This window comes from Abiotrophia sp. HMSC24B09 (assembly GCF_001815865.1).
Taxonomy (GTDB): Bacteria; Bacillota; Bacilli; order Lactobacillales; family Aerococcaceae; genus Abiotrophia.
Map to the genome: position 1 here is coordinate 522,275 of NZ_KV822195.1, position 17,452 is coordinate 539,726.

Below are 17,452 nucleotides of genomic sequence, written 5' to 3' on the forward strand. Positions count from 1 at the left end.
TACGCCAGTTTCTTCAACCGTGTAGACAGATGGATCGGTCTTACCATCTTGATAGTATGGTAAGTTAGACCAAGTTACGACCCCACCGGCTTTTGGCACATCTTTAACATCGCCATAGTTAGCGCCATCACGCTTAAGTTGGAATTTGATAGACGGACGCTTAGAAGCATCTTGGTCACCTGCCCATACCTTAGTAGCCTTAAACCCTGTAGAACGTTTTTTGTTCTCAATTGTACGGATTACGCCTGTTTCAGTTACGGTTACTTCAGTCACATCATTGGATAACTCGTAGCCTGCTGGAGCTGTCTCTTCTTGAATTTTGAAGGTTCCTTTTGCAGCTAAAGTATCTTTAATTTTATCAGAAATGGTTGAACCATCCGTGCCAGTAGGCGCTAAGCGGAATTCATTCCCATCTGGGTCAGTTACTTTAAAGACAGCGCCCGCTAAAGGCTTCTTAGTTTCAGCATCTACCTTATTAATCACAATACGGTAGGCAACATTCAATTGAATAGCCCCGCCTTCCGTCAAACTGCTACGACGACGAACTTCCTCTTTCGTGCTATTGTTTACTGCGTTATTAGGGAGGGGTTTATCATCACCTTGAACAGAAATCACGTTCCCAACGGTACTCCCATCCCCAGGAGCGGTTGTTTTATAGTCCAAAATGAAAGGTTTACCAGATGGGTTGAAGATAGTCATTTTGAACTTAGTGTAGTTATCACTGAAGCTAATAGAGTAGTCACTACCTTCTTCTAATTCATAACCATCATCTAAACCCCAGTTCTGATTAATCTTTTTACCCGACAAGAGACGGAAGCTTTCAGGGATAAACTGCATGTCCCCACTACCCTGGGAAATTTCATCATAAACAACATATTTATTATATTTGCCTAGGCTTGCGTTAAGACGAACACGCCAAGGGTGAACATAATTACCTGTAGTGCCCAGAGCAACAGATTCCCAAGGATCTTCAATCATAACCCCCCATAACTTGTTAAAGTTCTCACCGCTTAGGTAAGGGCCGTTGTCAGTGACTGGGCCACGCGGATCTACTTTTAACACGATATTTACGCCTGCAGCGGAACCTTTATCTTTAAGGCGAATAGTAACTGGAGTTTTAATTGTATCAGATTTAAACTGTACAAAGAAACTTCCCCGTACACCATAAGCAGTATCCGCTTTTTTAGCTTCAAGGTATTTTTCTAAGTTTTGAATGCTGATATGAACTGAACCACCTTGACCAGGGCCGTTAGAAGTAACTTCCGCAACACCAACGGCAATGCCAGTCGGACCATCAATCAAGTCAAAACTCCCTGCTAGAACTGTTAGAGGTGCTGGAATTTCATATTCAAAGTAATCCCCATTGTTCAAGTTATAATCATAGTCTGCTAGGTCAAACTGCATTTCAAAACCAAAGAGCGACCCTTCTCTTAAAACGTAGTTACCGTCTTCATCCTTAGTTGCTTCACGAGCATTGTTATAGTCCCAAACAATGGCACTTCTAACTGCATTGTGTAAGGCTTTAGGTGTGCCGTTGATATTAGTATTAAGCGCTTGTGCTTGGGGGAAGCTTGTTTCCTCTTCAGATTCTGATGAAGCATTTTCATTTGCATCATCATTTGACGACGAATTTACAGACGAAGAGACAAGCTCCTCGACATCGGATGCGCTACTGACATCCTGAGCAAAAGCCTCTAACGGGCCTGATAAAACACTGAAGATGAGCATTAAGATGGCAAACAGTTTTGCCCATTTAACATTTTCCTTCATATATTTTCCTCCTCTTGATTAAGTCATCCTCACGGCAACAGAACACTCTATGACAACGGCCCTTGTGGGGCAAAGCCCTGCTTCAATCAGAATGAGTAGCCAAATCCTTAATCGCTATTCGTTCGACTAGTTAAGTCTAGGTTTCTTATATTTGCTAATTAACCAATAGTCCTATTCTTAATAAATTACTTTCTTATACAGACTTCCAATCTATCTTTATAAATGATAGTTTATTTACTACCTTTCGTCCCTACCTATCACTTACACTTGATATTTTTCATTTCACCAACCCCCTATATTCGTAAATATGAGTGATAGGACACGACTGAGATATTAATACATCAAGACATTGAGACAGTCTTATGACAATTGCACTAGAAAAACTATTTCATTTATATAACCAGTCACTGACATTATAACAAAAAGGTTACGTTCTGTAAATCGAAAAACGTTAATTAATGCCACATATTGTTTCTAATATTCGTATCACCATCTATATATAGAGGTTGATACACCCAAATATACATATTTATAGATGTATAGTTATATAATCAACACAAAAATACGAACATTGCGATTATATAGAAAAGTTATTGATATTAACTTGTCTATATAAAATGACATTCATTAATCCGCTTTAAAGTTATCTAGGCTTTATAACCTAGCATGAAATAGATACATCAAAATTTAACTTTTAATATTTTTTGCAAGCGCAACCAGTTTTGCAGTTAAATTTTTCGTACAAATATATTGGTTTGATTGAGATCTTAAAAGCACAAAAAAAGTAGTTAACTCACAGATTAACTACTTTTCTTTGCAAACGTTTTTGATATTAAATTCTAATTATCTCCGCAATCTAGCTGAGCAGCCTCAAGACTCATTGATTTAGCTTGTTGATAGCCACTCTCATAGGCCAAGCCCTCTTCAGTGACATGAGGTTGCTTAAAGACAATATGCCCCTGAACCTGAGCGCGGAAAGCCTCTCTTACCTCTTCAGGAACTTGAATTACCAAGGAATAGCCCGCTTCTTCCGCTACCATAACTTGACGCTGACGCTCATATTTTGCTGCTAAGCCATCCATAAAACCTTGATAATAGGCTCGACGTTGGCTTTGCTTCTGGGAGGAGGTCAAATCTTGGCTAACTAATTTAAGGTGTTGTCCAGCATGATACTTCATGGCCTTAGTCGCTAGTTGAAAGACATGATAGGCTAAATCCACGTCTGACTGATATCCCATATAGACGATCTTGCGCTGAGTTTTTGATTGATGAGGCAATCGCGTGCTCTGCACATAGAGCATAATGCGAAAATTATCTGCAATAGTTCGTGCCAATAGCTTCTCCCACCAAAAGAGGGTTTTGTAGACAGATAAGGAACGTGTGACAATGACATCTAGACTAGTGGCCGCATCTAGCTCATGCTGAGATATTTTATGCTTAAGCATGAGTTTTTGTGCCATCAAGAGAGCTGTCTGGCTCTCCTCATCCTGGTTACCGTCCTCTGCTAGCTCAAGCAAATTACGGATTTTATCCAAGATTTTATCATTTGGATTCATGAATACCCGACCTTTCTGTGGAAACGTTGGTCATAAATTCAAGCTAACTGACTTAAAACTTGCTCAAAATGACCTGGCAGTGGCGCCTTAAATTCTAACCACTCACCTGTTCTAGGATGTTGTAATTTAAGTGCATAGGCATGGAGTAGTTGGCCAGACATATCATGGACGAGTGACCCTTTGACATGGTCCAGCCCCTTGCGATATACTGGGTCACCAACTAGTGGATGTCCAATAAACTCTAGGTGGACACGAATCTGGTGAGTCCGACCGGTCTCTAGCTCCAAGTCTAATAAAGTAGCATTCTCATAACTTTCTAAGACTTGAAAACGAGTTAAAGCATATTTCCCGTCTTTAGCAACCGTCCAACGCAAGCGATTTGCTGGATCTCGTTGCAGTGGGGCTTCAATAGTACCTTGCGGAGCTTTGACGTGGCCATGCACGAGTGCCCTATATGAGCGACGCATATCATGATTGACTAGTTGGTCTGCTAGGGCTTGGTGAGCGGCATTATGTTTAGCTACTACTAAGAGGCCAGAAGTGTCCTTATCAATCCGATGTACGATACCAGGGCGGTATAAATCCGAGCCGCTGGACAGATTTCCGTTCAAGTAATGAAGTAAGCCATTGACCAGAGTTCCCTGTAGATGGCCTTTCGAAGGATGCACGACTAATCCTGCTGGTTTATTAATGACCAGGATATCCTCGTCTTCATATACAATATTTAGATCCATTGCCTCAGGTTCTGGTAGGGTGTCTTCTTCTACTATAAGGCTTCGACGCTCAACCAGGAGGCATTCATCTCCCTTTAGTTTAAAGTTGGCTTTTTGATGGTGCCCATCTACCCTAACAAGGCCGTCTTTGATAATCTTTTGAATAGTTGAGCGGCTTTCGCCAGGCATTAAGTCGGTTAAAATCTTATCCAGACGTCCCGATTGCCCTTTTAATTGAAATTCCTCTGCTGTCATAAGCAACTCCTTCTTTGCGACATTCTTTAAAATAAACTCAAATCTTGCTCTTTTGCGAGTACAAGTAAAATGATAACACCAATCGTCAAGGCTGAATCCGCTAGATTGAAAATTGGGAAGCTGATAAAATCCGTTTGTAGCATATCAACAACATAGCCATTGACAAGACGATCAATCAGATTGCCTAATGCACCGCCTACTAGACATCCATAGGCAAAATTGACCCAGGAAGAGCTAGCTTGTTTTTTATAAATTTTATAGCTGAAAAAAGTAACTGCTAAGACTGTAATAGCAATAAAGAGACCTTGAGCTCCGGGTAAGATGCCCCAAGATGCCCCCCTATTTTGTACGTGGGTTAAACTGAAAAATCCAGGAATAAGCTTAATTTGGGATCCTAGCGCAAGGTTTGAAACAACCCAAAACTTCAGACCCTGGTCGGCAATTATAAGGCCAACTATCGTAACCAATGCGACTAACATGTCGTTCTCCTTGTTAAATGCGTTTTCTTTTTGGTATAATAAAGATGTATAAGTTCTATTATACCTCAAAATGGTGAAGAAAACACCTAGGTGGCACCTAAAAACTAAAGTAAAGGAGTCTTTATGAAGCGATTCAAATATCTATTGATTTTGCTCTGTAGTTGCCTTTTTCTTGTGGCTTGCGACAATTCCTTAACTCGCGTAGATCGCGCTGTAGGCCTAATTCAAGAGGATACTATTGCCATTCTCAATGATTTAACCGAAATTCAAACACAAGAAAAGAATTTACAAGCAGCTTTTGAAACAGACTTAGGCCAAAATGATTTGGCGCTTTTCAACAAAAATGATAGCCAAGTTGAGAAAAACATTCAAGAACGAAAATCAAGAATTGATGATATCAATAAAAAGCGTACTCACCTTCAAGAGATGCTCAAGGAACTTAGTCAGGGAACTGATAATAAGAATCTTCCCACTGACAAATTCCAAGATATCAGTAATGCCATTAATCAACTAGACCAGGATTTAGCTACTTATGTAACGGACTATGCGGCGAATTTAGCCCTGGAATCTCAATCATTCAAATCCATTGCTAATCCAGAATCTAACTACCAGTCTTTCTTTGATGTCTTAAAAAACGTTAACACACTCTCTACAACAAATCTCATGAATCTAGACAAGGTTCTGCCCCATTTTGAGAAATTAAATGCTAATCTAGTCAATCTTAAAGTTGAACTAGTTAAATTGAAAGAACAGAAAAAATAGCTTCAGGAGGTAATGCATGAAATCAGTCAAACCAGGCGCTATCTTGCTGCTCTTGATGCTCATTCTGACCGCATGTCAGAAGCAAGAACCCGCCCAACCGACCTATCAGACTCTCCCTCAGGTACAGGCTAAGTACACTGCAGATGAGATAGCCGACTTCAATAATCGGCGGAGTCAAGGCAAAACCAACCGTTATGAGGGAATTAAGATTGAAGATGGTCGTATTCTCGTGACTCCAACCAATTTACCTAAGGCTTTATTCTACGATAGTGGGATAAATATTGCTTATCCTAAAAATGGCGTAAAAGGCATCTATCTTTCACCTGAGATTATCGCCGACCAGACCAAGTTCCAGAATGTCATTGCTATGATGAAACGAAACGGCCTTAATGCTGCTGTTATCGACTTCAAGGATGACTATGGTCAAATTGTCACCCAAATCGAAACCGATAATGCCATGGTTAAAGAAAACATAGTTCAAGTGGCCGATTTAAAATCCGCTCTCAAGACCTTAGAAGCTAACCAGATTTATCCAATTGCCCGTATTGTTACCTTCAAAGATAACATGATGTCGGATAAACACCCAGAACTCTCCTTCCACTCACGTGAGACAGGAAGTATCTGGTCGGATGGCAATGGCTCTCAGTTTATTAACCCCTACCTAGAAGAAGTATGGAAATACAATATCGAAGTTTCTATTGCGGCCGCTAAGATGGGCTTCAAGGAAATTCAGTATGACTATGTCCGCTTCCCAGAAGGATTTGAGACCTTTGCTGAAGATTTACGCTTCGACAAAGGCAACTACAGCAACTATGTCTCCGCAAGTGGTAATAAGATTGAAGGTGAAGACCGGGTTGCGGCTATTACTGACTTCTTGAAACTCGCCAAAGAACAACTTGCGCCATATGGTGTTAAAGTTGGTGCCGACGTCTTCGGTATTACGGCCGTTACTAGTGGTCAAACCGAAACAACCGGGATTGGTCAAGACTTCGCTAAAATGGCCGAGCAATTAGATGTTATCTCAAGTATGATTTATCCTTCTCACTGGGGGACAGCTTTCTTCGGTATTGAGCTACCTGACTTACACCCTTATGAATTAGTCGATGAGTATATGTTCTCGGAAGAACAGGTGCTTAAAAACGTCCAAAATAAGGTAATCAGTCGCCCTTGGATTCAAGACTTTACCGACTCAAGCAAACCAGTAGGCACCTACCAAGAATACGGCACCTTACAGGTTCAGGCACAAATTAATGCCCTAGCCAAGCACAATATTCACGAGTTCTTACTCTGGAATGCTAACGGTGATTATTCTGAAGGCATTGATGTCAGTGGTAACAACACCAATAACCCAACCACCAATCAAGGTTCTAACCATCAGATGCAGAATACACAACAGAATCAAAATAACGGCAATCACTAGATAGCAGAAAATCCCCGTCACTGATTAATTCAGTGACGGGGATTTTCTATTCTTGCTTAAGGTAAGAGCTTAACTTGAGCTGGTTCAGACGATACTTGCTGATAAATCGGGTTAGCTTGCCAATGATAGTGAGTGTTAGGTTCCATGAAATCTGCGCCATATAGTAAGGAAAGATAGCGATGGCAATCTTGCGGTACCATTACTTTATGTTCTTCAATATTGGCCCAAACAATCTCCATTAGTGGTAATTGATAACGATAAGCCATCAAGCGAGTTGGCTGGCCGATGGCATTAATCTTGAACTCAATAGTGACACTCGAAAATTGAGTCTCTGTAACCTCATAGAAGATAAAGTCAATGTTAAGCCCATTAAAATCATAGGCCCGTTCTACGACTTTCCCCTCATAGGTAAAGTCCTTGCGTTTTCGGAATCCATTAGCTAAGAGATGACCTTCATAGACATCAAAGGCCTCTAAGTCACTGACTTTGAGAGCAAAGTCCATATCAATATCATGCTCAATGCGCCCACCTTCACGGTAGTAACCTAGCAGACTACCAAAATCCAACCATAAATCAAAGTTTAAGTGGTCTTGATCATAGACAATCTCTAAAATCCGGTCGAAGTTAGCCCTTAATAGAGCTTGTCGCCCTTCATCTAACTCTTTATTAGCCTTTTGATTTAACTGCTTAATAATCGGCAATTTTTTAATGCTGTCCTTGTGTTTACCTAAGAGACTGGCCAAACTCCGTTTAGCCCATTGCATAAGTGACATTTAGGCTTCCTCCCTGTAAGCAGTAAATGGCGCGTGTTGAACACGGTCTTCTTCTGCAGGCAATTGCATATAATCTGCTCCATAGATAGCCGTCAGAACTTGATCGTAATCTGACAGAATTTGATAGCGACGATCTTCAAATTGAGCCTCTTGAACCTGTTCATGTGACATCTTAACAAAACTAGTATCGCGACGTTTCTTCTCCATCAAGTAATCAAGGCGATTAGAGTCGCTCCCCTTCTGTGCTAATTGGTCCATTTTTTGGTTCCAAATACGAGGTGGCAAGAGACGGAAGAAGAAATTCACGGCATAGCGAATAAGGTTACCTAAGCCTCCCTCTTCGTTACGAATGCCATTCCAAGAATAGGCCGAAAGTTGCCGCAACTGATCTAGGCGGTCCATTTTTGCTTGATCTCCCTTAGCATGGTCAAAGGGAAAGACATCCACACAAATGCCTAATTTACTTGGCCATGCCAAAGTATTATTTTCGTAGAAAGTACGTTTATCGACCACACGACAAAATGGGAAAGGATAATGCCAAGCATCTTGGAAGCCCGTCACCTGGTAAACTGGATGGCGGTCTGCCTTAATGGCTTGATAGAGACGCTCATACTCAGAACGAACTAAGGCAATATCCATATCATCATCCCATGGAATGAAGCCTTGATGGCGAACAGCTCCCAGTAAAGTACCATAAGCCAAGCTATATTGGATTTGCTCACGTTGGCAGATGGCATGGATATAGTCCATGATTTCAAGTTCAACTTGTCGAACTTCTTGATCATTCAACTGACGATAACCGGCATAATCCTTCGCTATAACAGCTTCGTAATAGCCCAAGATAGCGAATAAAATGACCCCTAAGAAGGAAATCCCGTATAAGGTCGAACTCAAGAACAAGTTAGAAGTAAAGATAACTGCCATCATAGCTAGAATCATATCTAAATCCTGGCGGCTAACGCCTTTCTTGTTGAGGGCCCACCATTTGACCAAGAGTCGCTTGGTAGACGCCAAGATAAAGAATCCTAAAGTGATAAAGCCTAAGATACCATTGTAGAATAGGACTTCAATATAACCATTATGAGTGAGATAGTGCTGCTTAACCACATAACTATTGGCATCATAAGACTTAGCTACACTGTGCCAGTTACCTGAAGAAAAACCTAAGATTGGACGGTAAGGAACTAGAGCCAAGGTTGACTTCCAAATATCGAAACGGTTGTTAGAGATATTAGTTTCTTCAGTATCTGACCGTTTTAAAGTCCCTTCACCAGTGATAACCTTTTGATTACCTGTCACGCTGGCTTCATCGTTGAGGATGTGGACACCACCTGATTGTTGTAGGTAAAACTCCCCTACTGTGTTAACACTGTAGACACCTACACCAATAGCAGCAAAGACCACACAGATAGTTAAGAAACGTTTCTTTAATTGCCAGCCAGAAATGTTGACCATGCTGTAGATTAGGGTAGCAGCAAGCAAGCATAATAAGGCTGTTCTAGAACCTGATAAGACTATGTAAACGAAGTTAATAACAATAGACGAGACGATTGCCACTTTCATCCAAGTCACCTGACTCTTACGCCATTGACTTAAGAGGAAGAGGACTACTAATAGCGATATAATGGCCAAGTAGTTAGGGCTAGCCAAAATCCCAAATAAACGGGACTCAATAAAACCTTGACGAATAATTAAACCTTTATAGTCGCTGACGTGATAACCAATCAAGGCAACGAATTGGCCAATGGAAATCAAATCACCGATAGTATTCACGATGACAACTAACCAGAACATGTTACTCAGCAAACGCTTAGCTTGTCCTTGACCCAAATTAATAAAGATTGGGTAAATGGCAAAGAAGTAAAGGAAGAATATGACCATATTCTTGAAGTTTGCCATATAACCAAAGTTAACCACCAAGAGACTTGTCACAATATTCAAGAGGAAGAAAGCAACTAGCCAAGGTAGTAAACTGAGTTTGAGATGAACCTTCTTGGATAATAAGTTATAGAGCCCTAATAAGCACCCCATTAAGGTGATGGTACCATATACTAAAGGATGGGCACTGAGAAATTGTAAGGGAACAATAAGCCCCGCCATACAATACATAATCAACGCTAATAAAAAGCAAGTATTGATTTGGTAGTAATGTTTCTCAATCCAATCAAATCGTATCATTTATCCATGCAACTCCTTTTTGTATTTCTTACTAATGATTTGCTTATAGAGAGCAGGACTAATCTGTAAAGCAAGCATACTAAGTTTACGCCCCTTGGTGAAAAGCGGATCACGCATAATCTGCCAAAAGTGGTCTGTTAGATAAGACCGTAGGCGTTTTTTAAGACTGTCATCTTGATAGTCTGAATCTAGCAACAAACGATCATAGACATAGAAATGCGCCCAATAGAGCCGTGTCATAGCTACTGGCAACAAATCTGGGTAGTCCCGTTTAATAATTTCATAGTTTTGTTGATAAGCCTCAATCACATTGAGGTACTTGTGTGAGAATTTCTGGGTGGTAATGCTATTTGGACGGTGCATATAGTAATAGAGCTTGGCATCCGTCGCTACCACTCGCTGACACTTGGCTAACAAGCGAATCATGATAAAGGCATCTTCAGCAATCTTCCCTAACTCAAATTTTAAGTCATCGAAGAGTGAACGCTTATAGAGTTTAGTTGGGGCCATGACTGTAAAGCCTTTAGCCGCCATCACATGACCAATCGCCTCTTTGGCTGTATAGACCCAAGTCTGTGCTTCTGTTTCTGTGCCACTAGGAATCTGGTCATCATAGATATCATAGTGTGAGCACATGGCCAAGTCTGCTTGGGCAGAGACCATCTCTTGATAAAGAGTCTTCATCATATCCAAAGAAATAACATCATCACTATCAATAAAGGCAATGTACTGCCCTTTTGCTTGAGCAATGCCCGTATTTCTTGCAGCCGATAAACCACCATTAGCCTGCGAAATCAGGCGAATACGTTGATCTTCTTGCTCTAAACGCTGACAGATTTCTAAACTCTTATCAGTAGAGCCATCATTGACTAGCAAGATTTCAAGGTTAGTATGACTTTGCTTGCGAATGCTGGTCACACACCGCTCCAGATATGATTCCACATTGTAGACAGGAACTACAACCGTAATTAAGTCTGACATGGTCTATCCCCTTCTTCTTAATTTATTGCCAACTGCTTCTACCATACCGGTCAGCACAGGATCTTTAAGTAACCAGAGGGCCGCGAGGTAGTATAGACCACATAGGGTCATTAAAATGGCAAGATTTACTAAGACAGCTAAGTTTAAATGTGTCATTCGCACTGGAGATAGTGCGTTAACCACTATGCTGATTGGGATAAACCCTGCAGCAATCAGCCCATAGCGTAAGAAACTGCCAATCACAGGTTTTAACTTAATTAAGCCATGGCGTTTGATAAAGTAGATTTCGAGGGCAATTAGGACTCCTTCTGACAACCAAGTGGTTAAGATATAGATTTCTGAAGATGAGAAATGCATATTAAGGAGTAGGAACTTGAAAGCTAGGTTGAGTAAGCCACAGGCGAAATAATAAAGGGTCAAACTCCGTTCATAGCCATGAATGAAGATAATCTGATTAGCGAAAAGGGTCTCAATAGACCAAGTAATACTCCGAATCCCAAAGATGGCTGTTACAGTCGCGGCTCCCATATAGGCTCCCCCACCATAAAGCAAGACAGCATAATTGCCTGTTATGAAGAGCCCTAAACTAATTGGCGCAATCAAGAAGGCAAAGAGACGTGCCCCTTTGTAGACTAGGTTGTCATAGGCTTCGCGGTTATTCTGGCCAAGATAGTATCCCAAACGTGGAATACTCACCGAAATCGGACTACTAATTAGAGTCGCAATCATAGTTGAAATTTTTTGGCCTTGGCTATAAAGGCTGACGGCATCCTCTGAATCTGTATAGGATAGGAACAGCTTATCCAAAGCCGTATAAAGGGTCACTGCACTGGACATAAGTAGCAAACTAATCAAAGGCAGAATCATGGACAGCATATCTTTAACCTTGACCTTGACTAGCTTGACTTGACGCTTAATCCAGACAAAACCGAAGAGATAGTTGAGAATTTGAGCGCCAGACATGACCATTGCATAAATGATAATATCCTCGGCCGTTTTAACAAAGCCAAAGAGCGCCACAATCATAATAATGCGCAAGATGATGGTCTTAATTAAGATAAAGCGATAATTCTCGAAGGCCTCCACCATCCACTCAATATAGAGGAAGCTAGATAGAATCTGACTTCCCAAAACTAAGTAAATTGCCAACTGACTCTTCTGGTGAACAGTCGCATAGACATAGCCCACATAGAATAGCGTCGTTAGGATGGATGAAATAACCGTAATGTAGAACAGGCTCGAGAAGAAGTAATTGACCTGATCTCGGTCATGCTTAACCTTACTTATTTGCCGGACACCAAAATAATAAACCCCTAAAGAGGCAAATGGTAAGAAAATGTTCATCAGCGTGTCGCCAGCATTAAAGTAGTTATATTCTACCGAGTTTTGAAAGACCCGGTTAATATAGGTTCCTGTGAGGACAGGCACCACCACGTTCGCAAATCGCACTAAGAAATTCGCGAGGGCATTGGTTTTGATGTTTTTCATGGAACCTCCCATAGCTATTTTGCTAATTGAAATTTGTCTCCACCTATTTTACCACGAAAAGGCGAATTATTCACCTGATTTCCAAATTCTTAATCTTTTAGGGCTTAGCCAATAGTCTAGCATGTCAGTAAGTTGTTAGCTATTCATCACCAATTAAGCGACGAAAAAGCTTAAACTAAGTACTTGACCAGTCTAATTGCGTAATCTGATCCAAATAGGACTTACTCTTGAGACGAATACCGACATATTCTTGATAGATAGCATCCATGAGCAGTCGCAGGTCCTTAAGAGTCTGATCACTTAAGTTAATGTTTTGGATTTGTTTTAAATCCACTTGGGACAGACGTCGGGCTAGGTGCACTGCTCGACTAGAAACTGGTAGGCAATGAATATCCAAAGAGGCATGGCGGTCACACAAGACGGATTGACGCTTGAGACTAAATCTTAAGGGGCGATCACTGACCTGGCAAGCTGCACAAGAAGCCCATTGAATATGAATGCCAAAGACTGGCAAGAGATGAATTTCTAGATAAGCCACAATGACTTGAGGAGCTAAGCCTTGATTTAAGGCTTCAAGCACTTGTAATAGAAGCTGATAGAGCTTAGGGTTAGCTTGATTATCCTCTAGAGCAGCATCCAGGAGTTGTAAGACATAGATGCCATAGGCCTGAAGTAAGATATCAGCCTGCAATCTTTGGAAAAGTTGGATTGACTGGCTTTCCTTTAGAAAAGAGAGGCCGTCGTCTTGAATATCACCAATATAGGCATGATGGGTCATAGGAAGGCAGGCGCTTGTCAGCCGATGATGGCCCCGATAAAGACCGCGCACAAAGAACATCTTAGTCCCAAATTCTTGGGTAAAAATCTTGACCAAGCCATCATGTTCGCGGTGAGGACGCTTGAAGAGGACAATGCCCTCAAATCGTTCATTCATGCCCCCTGCTCCCTTCTATCACCATCTCTTAGTAGTTATCTGGACGATAGCCAAAGTCACTGAGATTGGTTTGACGATCGCGCCAATTCTTTTGAACCTTGACCCACAAATCTAAATAAACCTTGTCATCCAGTAATTGCTCAATATCACGCCGAGCAAGTTGGCCGATTTTCTTAATCATTTGACCTCCAGCCCCAATGATAATCCCCTTCTGGCTCTTGCGTTCCACAATAATGGAAGCTTGAACTTCAATCTTGCCATTCTCATTGCGCTGCATACTTTGCACTTGAACGGCAACGGAATGGGGAATCTCTTCCTGCGTCAGGAGTAAGATTTTTTCACGGATGAATTCGGCCACTACAAAATATTCGGGATGGTCCATAATTTGACTATCTGGATAGTACTTAGGTCCTTCCGGAAGTGCTTCTTGCAACTTAGCCACCAATTCCGGCACATTGTTACCTTGCGTAGCCGAAATCGGAAAGACTTGGTCAAAACCTCTGACTTCTTGGTAGCCTTCAATAATAGGCAAAAGATCATCCGGTTTAACTAAGTCAATCTTATTAATGACTAAAAAGACAGGTACCTTAACATTCTGGATACGTTCCATAATCAAACGATCGCCGGGCCCCATCTTTTCTGCAGCATTGACCACAAATAAGACGGCATCTACCCCTTTGAGGGCGCTATAAGCCGTATTAACCATGAAGTCACCCAAGGCATGTTTCGGCTTATGAATACCCGGTGTATCAATAAAAACAATTTGGGCTTGGTCATTGGTCAAGACCCCTTGGATTCGATTTCGTGTGGTCTGGGCTTTATCAGACATAATAGCAATCTTCTGCCCTACAAAACGATTAAGTAAGGTTGATTTACCAACATTAGGGCGTCCTATAATGGCTACGAAACCAGATTTAAATGCTTGATTACTCACGTTTCACGCTCTCTTTCTCTAAGACTTAAGCAAGACCCAACAGAATGGCTAGCACATGCCAGACTTTAGGGCCTAGAACCAGGAATCCCACTCCTACTGCCACCAAAGCCGCCACAACAACTGCAGCTGCTGCTACATCCTTGGCAACCTTGGCCAAGGGATGTAATTGTTCTCCAACTACCAAGTCAACTGTGGCCTCCACGGCGCTATTGACCAGTTCCATGCACCAAACCAATCCTGTCACAAGTAGCAAGAGACTTGCCTCAATGGCATTGACGCCTAGCAAGCCCACTATGATTAAAACCAAGACGGTCACCCCCGCGTGAACCTTGAGGTTACGCTCATTAGCTAAGGCATAGCCCAAACCGGACAATGAAGCCCGGAAGGAAGCCAAGATACTTGGATTGGCATGATGCTTGTAGGGCTGTTTATCGCGTGAGACCATAAGTCGTCAACACCTCTTCTTGGATTCTAAACATTTCCTGCGCTTCTTCTTCTGTCTGGTGGTCATAACCATTGAGATGAAGGAAGCCATGAACTGCTAGAAAAGCCAGTTCACGGTCTAGACTGTGACCATAGTCCTGAGCCTGTTCTTGGGCACGAGGGTAGGAAATGATGATATCTCCCAAGTGTTGAGGTATAGCTTCTTCATCCTCAAACTCTGTATCCTCTAAATCTTCTGTCTCTTCCGCTTCCTCAGTAAGGTCTAAATGAGCAAAGTCCACATCAAACTCACTGGTTACTTCGGTCAAGGCGAAGCTCAAAACATCCGTCGGTTTGTCCAAACCACGGTAGTCTCGGTTAAGCACTTGGATTTCTTCATTAGACACGATGGAAAGATCTAATTCAATTCCCTCAGGCAAGTTCAGATACTTTGCAGCTGCTTCAATGACTTCATGAAGCAATTTTTCTTGACCAGATGCCAGGTAGGCTTGGTCATCAATAATATCAACTAACATAAATGTCCTTTCTAATCCTAAATGGCCTACTTAGGATATTCTATACGGGTGTGATACATACTTGCGACTCCACGAATTAGAGAGGCTTGTACGATTTTTAATTCATTAACGGTTAAGTCACAGTCAGAAAACTGGTCATCCGCCACTTTACCTTGGATAATACCACCTACAAGTCCTTCTATGCTTGCTTGACTATACTCCTTAAGGGTCCGGCTAGCAGCCTCAACCGAATCAGAAATCATGATGACAGCAGCTTCCTTAGTCCGTGGCTTAGGACCAGGATATCGAAAATCTGCCTGATTGACAGGATGCCCTTCCTGTTGGGCCTGATAGTAGAAGTATTTTACCAGTGTAGTCCCATGGTGTTGCCAACAAATATCCTGAATGGAAGTAGGCAAATCATGAGCCTCCATAATTTTTACACCAGCGGTCACGTGACCTGTGATAATCTGGGCACTTTCAATTGGCTTAATCATTTTATGTGGATTTTCAACGCCTGCAGGCAAATTCTCAACGAAAAAGAGTGGATGCAGTGTCTTCCCAACATCATGGTAATAGCTAGCGACCCGCGTTAGCAGGGAATCTCCGCCAATGGCTTCAACCGCATTGGCACTAAGGTTAGCTACCATCATGCTGTGGTGGTAGGTACCTGGTGCCTTCTCAATCAAGTCCTTAAGCAAAGGATGATTAAGGTTGGCTAGTTGCTGTAGGCTTAATTCTGCGCTTGGGTTAAAGATGCGCTCCCAGTAAGGAGACAAGGACAAGTAAAAAATGACCGTCATCAGGATATTAGCCAGCATTAGCCCTGCCATACGTCGACCTTGGAAGGTTGTTAAATCCATGTTAAAGCCCAGTAATAGAGGCAGAATGGTCAATAACTGTAGACCAATATAAGCAGGAACAAAACGTCGTTTACGCCCTAACCAAACCTTGGCATTTACCAAAATCATACCGATTAAACCAGTAAAACAATAAAAGACCAGAGGCATGAGACTTTCCAAAATATTAAAGACATCACTCAAGACGAAAAGTGCCATCACATTGAAAGATACCAAGCCAATTAAGCCATCTCGCATACTGGTTTTGGGTACTACAAGCAGTGGCCACAAACTAATTGGTAACAAGAGCGTTGCCCAGGCAAAGCCCCCTACTTGAAGTACTTCGAGAGCCTTCAAGACGGCGAATAGCCCCCCAAAGGCTAGCGCATAGATGGTCATAGCCATTTGACGCTTGGCACTTGGTGCTTGCTTGAAACGGAAGCCTTCGGTATTCAATCCTAAGAGCAAGAGGAAATGCGCAATAATCAAGGCGTAGAAGATATAAGCATTATAGCGCCCTACACTGGCATCCAAGTAACCAAAAAGCTTGAGTTGACGCAAGACAGTCGAATCAATGACATGCCCTTCTTGGACAATAATTTGACCTTGAAGAATATAAGCTGGCTGAACGGCAGCCGCCGCTTCTTCTTTCAAGCGGTTAGTTTCTTCTTGGTTATAAACCAGGGTTGGTACAATAAATGGTTGAATGAAGTCTACCAGGGCCGACTGATACTGACTATATTGCCCTGCTTCCCGAAGGCTAGCCCGTAGCTTGCTTAGGTTAGCCGCAGTATTAGCAGGCTCAATTTCCTGACTTAAGGTTTGACTCAGCAAATCAACCATATAAGTCGACATAGTTTCAAACTGCTTGTCATCGAGTGATAGCCAGAGATTACGGGCGTTATCTGGTAAGGATTCATTCAAACTCATGAGGGCAACTGACCCTTGTTTTAAACTTTGATTATAGAGCAAGAGTCGCTCTGCCTCCGTTAATTGAGTCCAATAGAGACGTTGACTGTTGCTAGTAAAGGATGCCTTAAGGGTCTCAAGGTCATTATCAGACCAGCCTTGAGCGCGGGCAGCCGACTCAAGGTCGCTGGCACGATAATCCTTCTGCCTTACGCCTTTGACAAATGAAAAATACTGATTCAACAAATCAACCTGTTGGTTTTTAACTTCGGGTGAGTAAAGTCGAACATCGGAAACACGACTGCGTGCATGTTGGCGTAATTCTTCTGTACGTTCAGTATCTTCTACTGTTTTAGGAGCCCGAACGGTAATATCAGCTACTCGGTTAAGGGCAAAATTATAGGTTCTAGGTTGAACACTGGAATAGCCCAAAAGCAAGAGCCAAAGTGCCAGAACTAGGCCCACTAGGATTTGATAACTCAAGCCCATTTTAGCTTGCAGACGCTCTAAACGTCGATTCATT

General features: G+C 42.0%; 15 protein-coding genes. 2 read left to right on the forward strand and 13 right to left on the reverse strand.

Annotated features, from left to right (window positions below; all coding sequences use genetic code 11):
• The 4 genes from HMPREF3093_RS03600 to lspA form a co-directional block, all read right to left on the reverse strand.
• A partial coding sequence (locus tag HMPREF3093_RS03600) for a SpaA isopeptide-forming pilin-related protein (protein WP_180363257.1) occupies nt 1-1,770 on the reverse strand: 1,770 nt, incomplete at its 3' end.
• A gap of 839 nt (nt 1,771-2,609) precedes the next feature.
• Entirely contained in the window at nt 2,610-3,326 is a 717-nt protein-coding gene (locus HMPREF3093_RS03605; protein WP_070755635.1) for a DUF2786 domain-containing protein, read from the reverse strand.
• Nucleotides 3,327-3,364: 38 nt separating this feature from the next.
• Nucleotides 3,365-4,294: an RluA family pseudouridine synthase gene (locus tag HMPREF3093_RS03610; RefSeq protein WP_070755636.1), complete on the reverse strand. Its 930-nt coding sequence runs from the start codon at nt 4,292-4,294 to the stop codon at nt 3,365-3,367.
• Nucleotides 4,295-4,320: 26 nt separating this feature from the next.
• Nucleotides 4,321-4,773 carry a signal peptidase II gene (lspA, locus tag HMPREF3093_RS03615; protein WP_070755637.1) on the reverse strand — a complete coding sequence of 151 codons (453 nt, stop codon included), beginning with the start codon at nt 4,771-4,773 and terminating at the stop codon, nt 4,321-4,323.
• 123 nt (nt 4,774-4,896) lie between these two features.
• On the opposite strand from lspA, the gene HMPREF3093_RS03620 reads away from it, so the two are divergent.
• A complete protein-coding gene (locus HMPREF3093_RS03620) occupies nt 4,897-5,535 on the forward strand; it encodes a YkyA family protein (protein ID WP_070755638.1) in 639 nt (212 codons plus the stop codon).
• 16 nt (nt 5,536-5,551) lie between these two features.
• The gene (locus tag HMPREF3093_RS03625) at nt 5,552-6,955 is read left to right on the forward strand and encodes a putative glycoside hydrolase (protein WP_070755639.1); all 1,404 of its coding nucleotides are present in this window, start codon (nt 5,552-5,554) and stop codon (nt 6,953-6,955) included.
• Between the two features lie 56 nt (nt 6,956-7,011).
• Here the strand turns inward: HMPREF3093_RS03625 and HMPREF3093_RS03630 are convergent, their stop codons facing one another.
• The 9 genes from HMPREF3093_RS03630 to HMPREF3093_RS03670 form a co-directional block, all read right to left on the reverse strand.
• Nucleotides 7,012-7,728, reverse strand: coding sequence for a LicD family protein (locus HMPREF3093_RS03630; RefSeq protein WP_070755640.1), 717 nt, complete (start codon nt 7,726-7,728; stop codon nt 7,012-7,014).
• On the reverse strand, nt 7,729-9,906 hold the full coding sequence (locus tag HMPREF3093_RS03635) for a LicD family protein (RefSeq protein ID WP_070755641.1): 2,178 nt from the start codon (nt 9,904-9,906) through the stop codon (nt 7,729-7,731).
• Nucleotides 9,907-10,887 carry a glycosyltransferase family 2 protein gene (locus HMPREF3093_RS03640; RefSeq protein WP_070755642.1) on the reverse strand — a complete coding sequence of 327 codons (981 nt, stop codon included), beginning with the start codon at nt 10,885-10,887 and terminating at the stop codon, nt 9,907-9,909.
• 3 nt (nt 10,888-10,890) lie between these two features.
• The gene (locus HMPREF3093_RS03645; protein WP_070755643.1) at nt 10,891-12,375 is read right to left on the reverse strand and encodes an oligosaccharide flippase family protein; all 1,485 of its coding nucleotides are present in this window, start codon (nt 12,373-12,375) and stop codon (nt 10,891-10,893) included.
• A gap of 175 nt (nt 12,376-12,550) precedes the next feature.
• Nucleotides 12,551-13,309 carry a DNA repair protein RecO gene (gene recO, locus HMPREF3093_RS03650; RefSeq protein WP_070755644.1) on the reverse strand — a complete coding sequence of 253 codons (759 nt, stop codon included), beginning with the start codon at nt 13,307-13,309 and terminating at the stop codon, nt 12,551-12,553.
• A gap of 28 nt (nt 13,310-13,337) precedes the next feature.
• Complete coding sequence (gene era / locus HMPREF3093_RS03655; protein ID WP_070755645.1) at nt 13,338-14,243, reverse strand: GTPase Era; 906 nt, start codon at nt 14,241-14,243, stop codon at nt 13,338-13,340.
• 25 nt (nt 14,244-14,268) lie between these two features.
• Nucleotides 14,269-14,688, reverse strand: a complete 420-nt coding sequence (locus HMPREF3093_RS03660; protein WP_070755646.1) for a diacylglycerol kinase family protein — start codon at nt 14,686-14,688, stop codon at nt 14,269-14,271.
• The gene (gene ybeY / locus HMPREF3093_RS03665) at nt 14,672-15,202 is read right to left on the reverse strand and encodes an rRNA maturation RNase YbeY (protein WP_070755647.1); all 531 of its coding nucleotides are present in this window, start codon (nt 15,200-15,202) and stop codon (nt 14,672-14,674) included. The genes HMPREF3093_RS03660 and ybeY overlap by 17 nt, the downstream gene beginning before the upstream one ends.
• A gap of 26 nt (nt 15,203-15,228) precedes the next feature.
• Nucleotides 15,229-17,451, reverse strand: coding sequence for an HD family phosphohydrolase (locus tag HMPREF3093_RS03670; protein ID WP_070755648.1), 2,223 nt, complete (start codon nt 17,449-17,451; stop codon nt 15,229-15,231).
• Nucleotide 17,452: the final 1 nt, after the last annotated feature.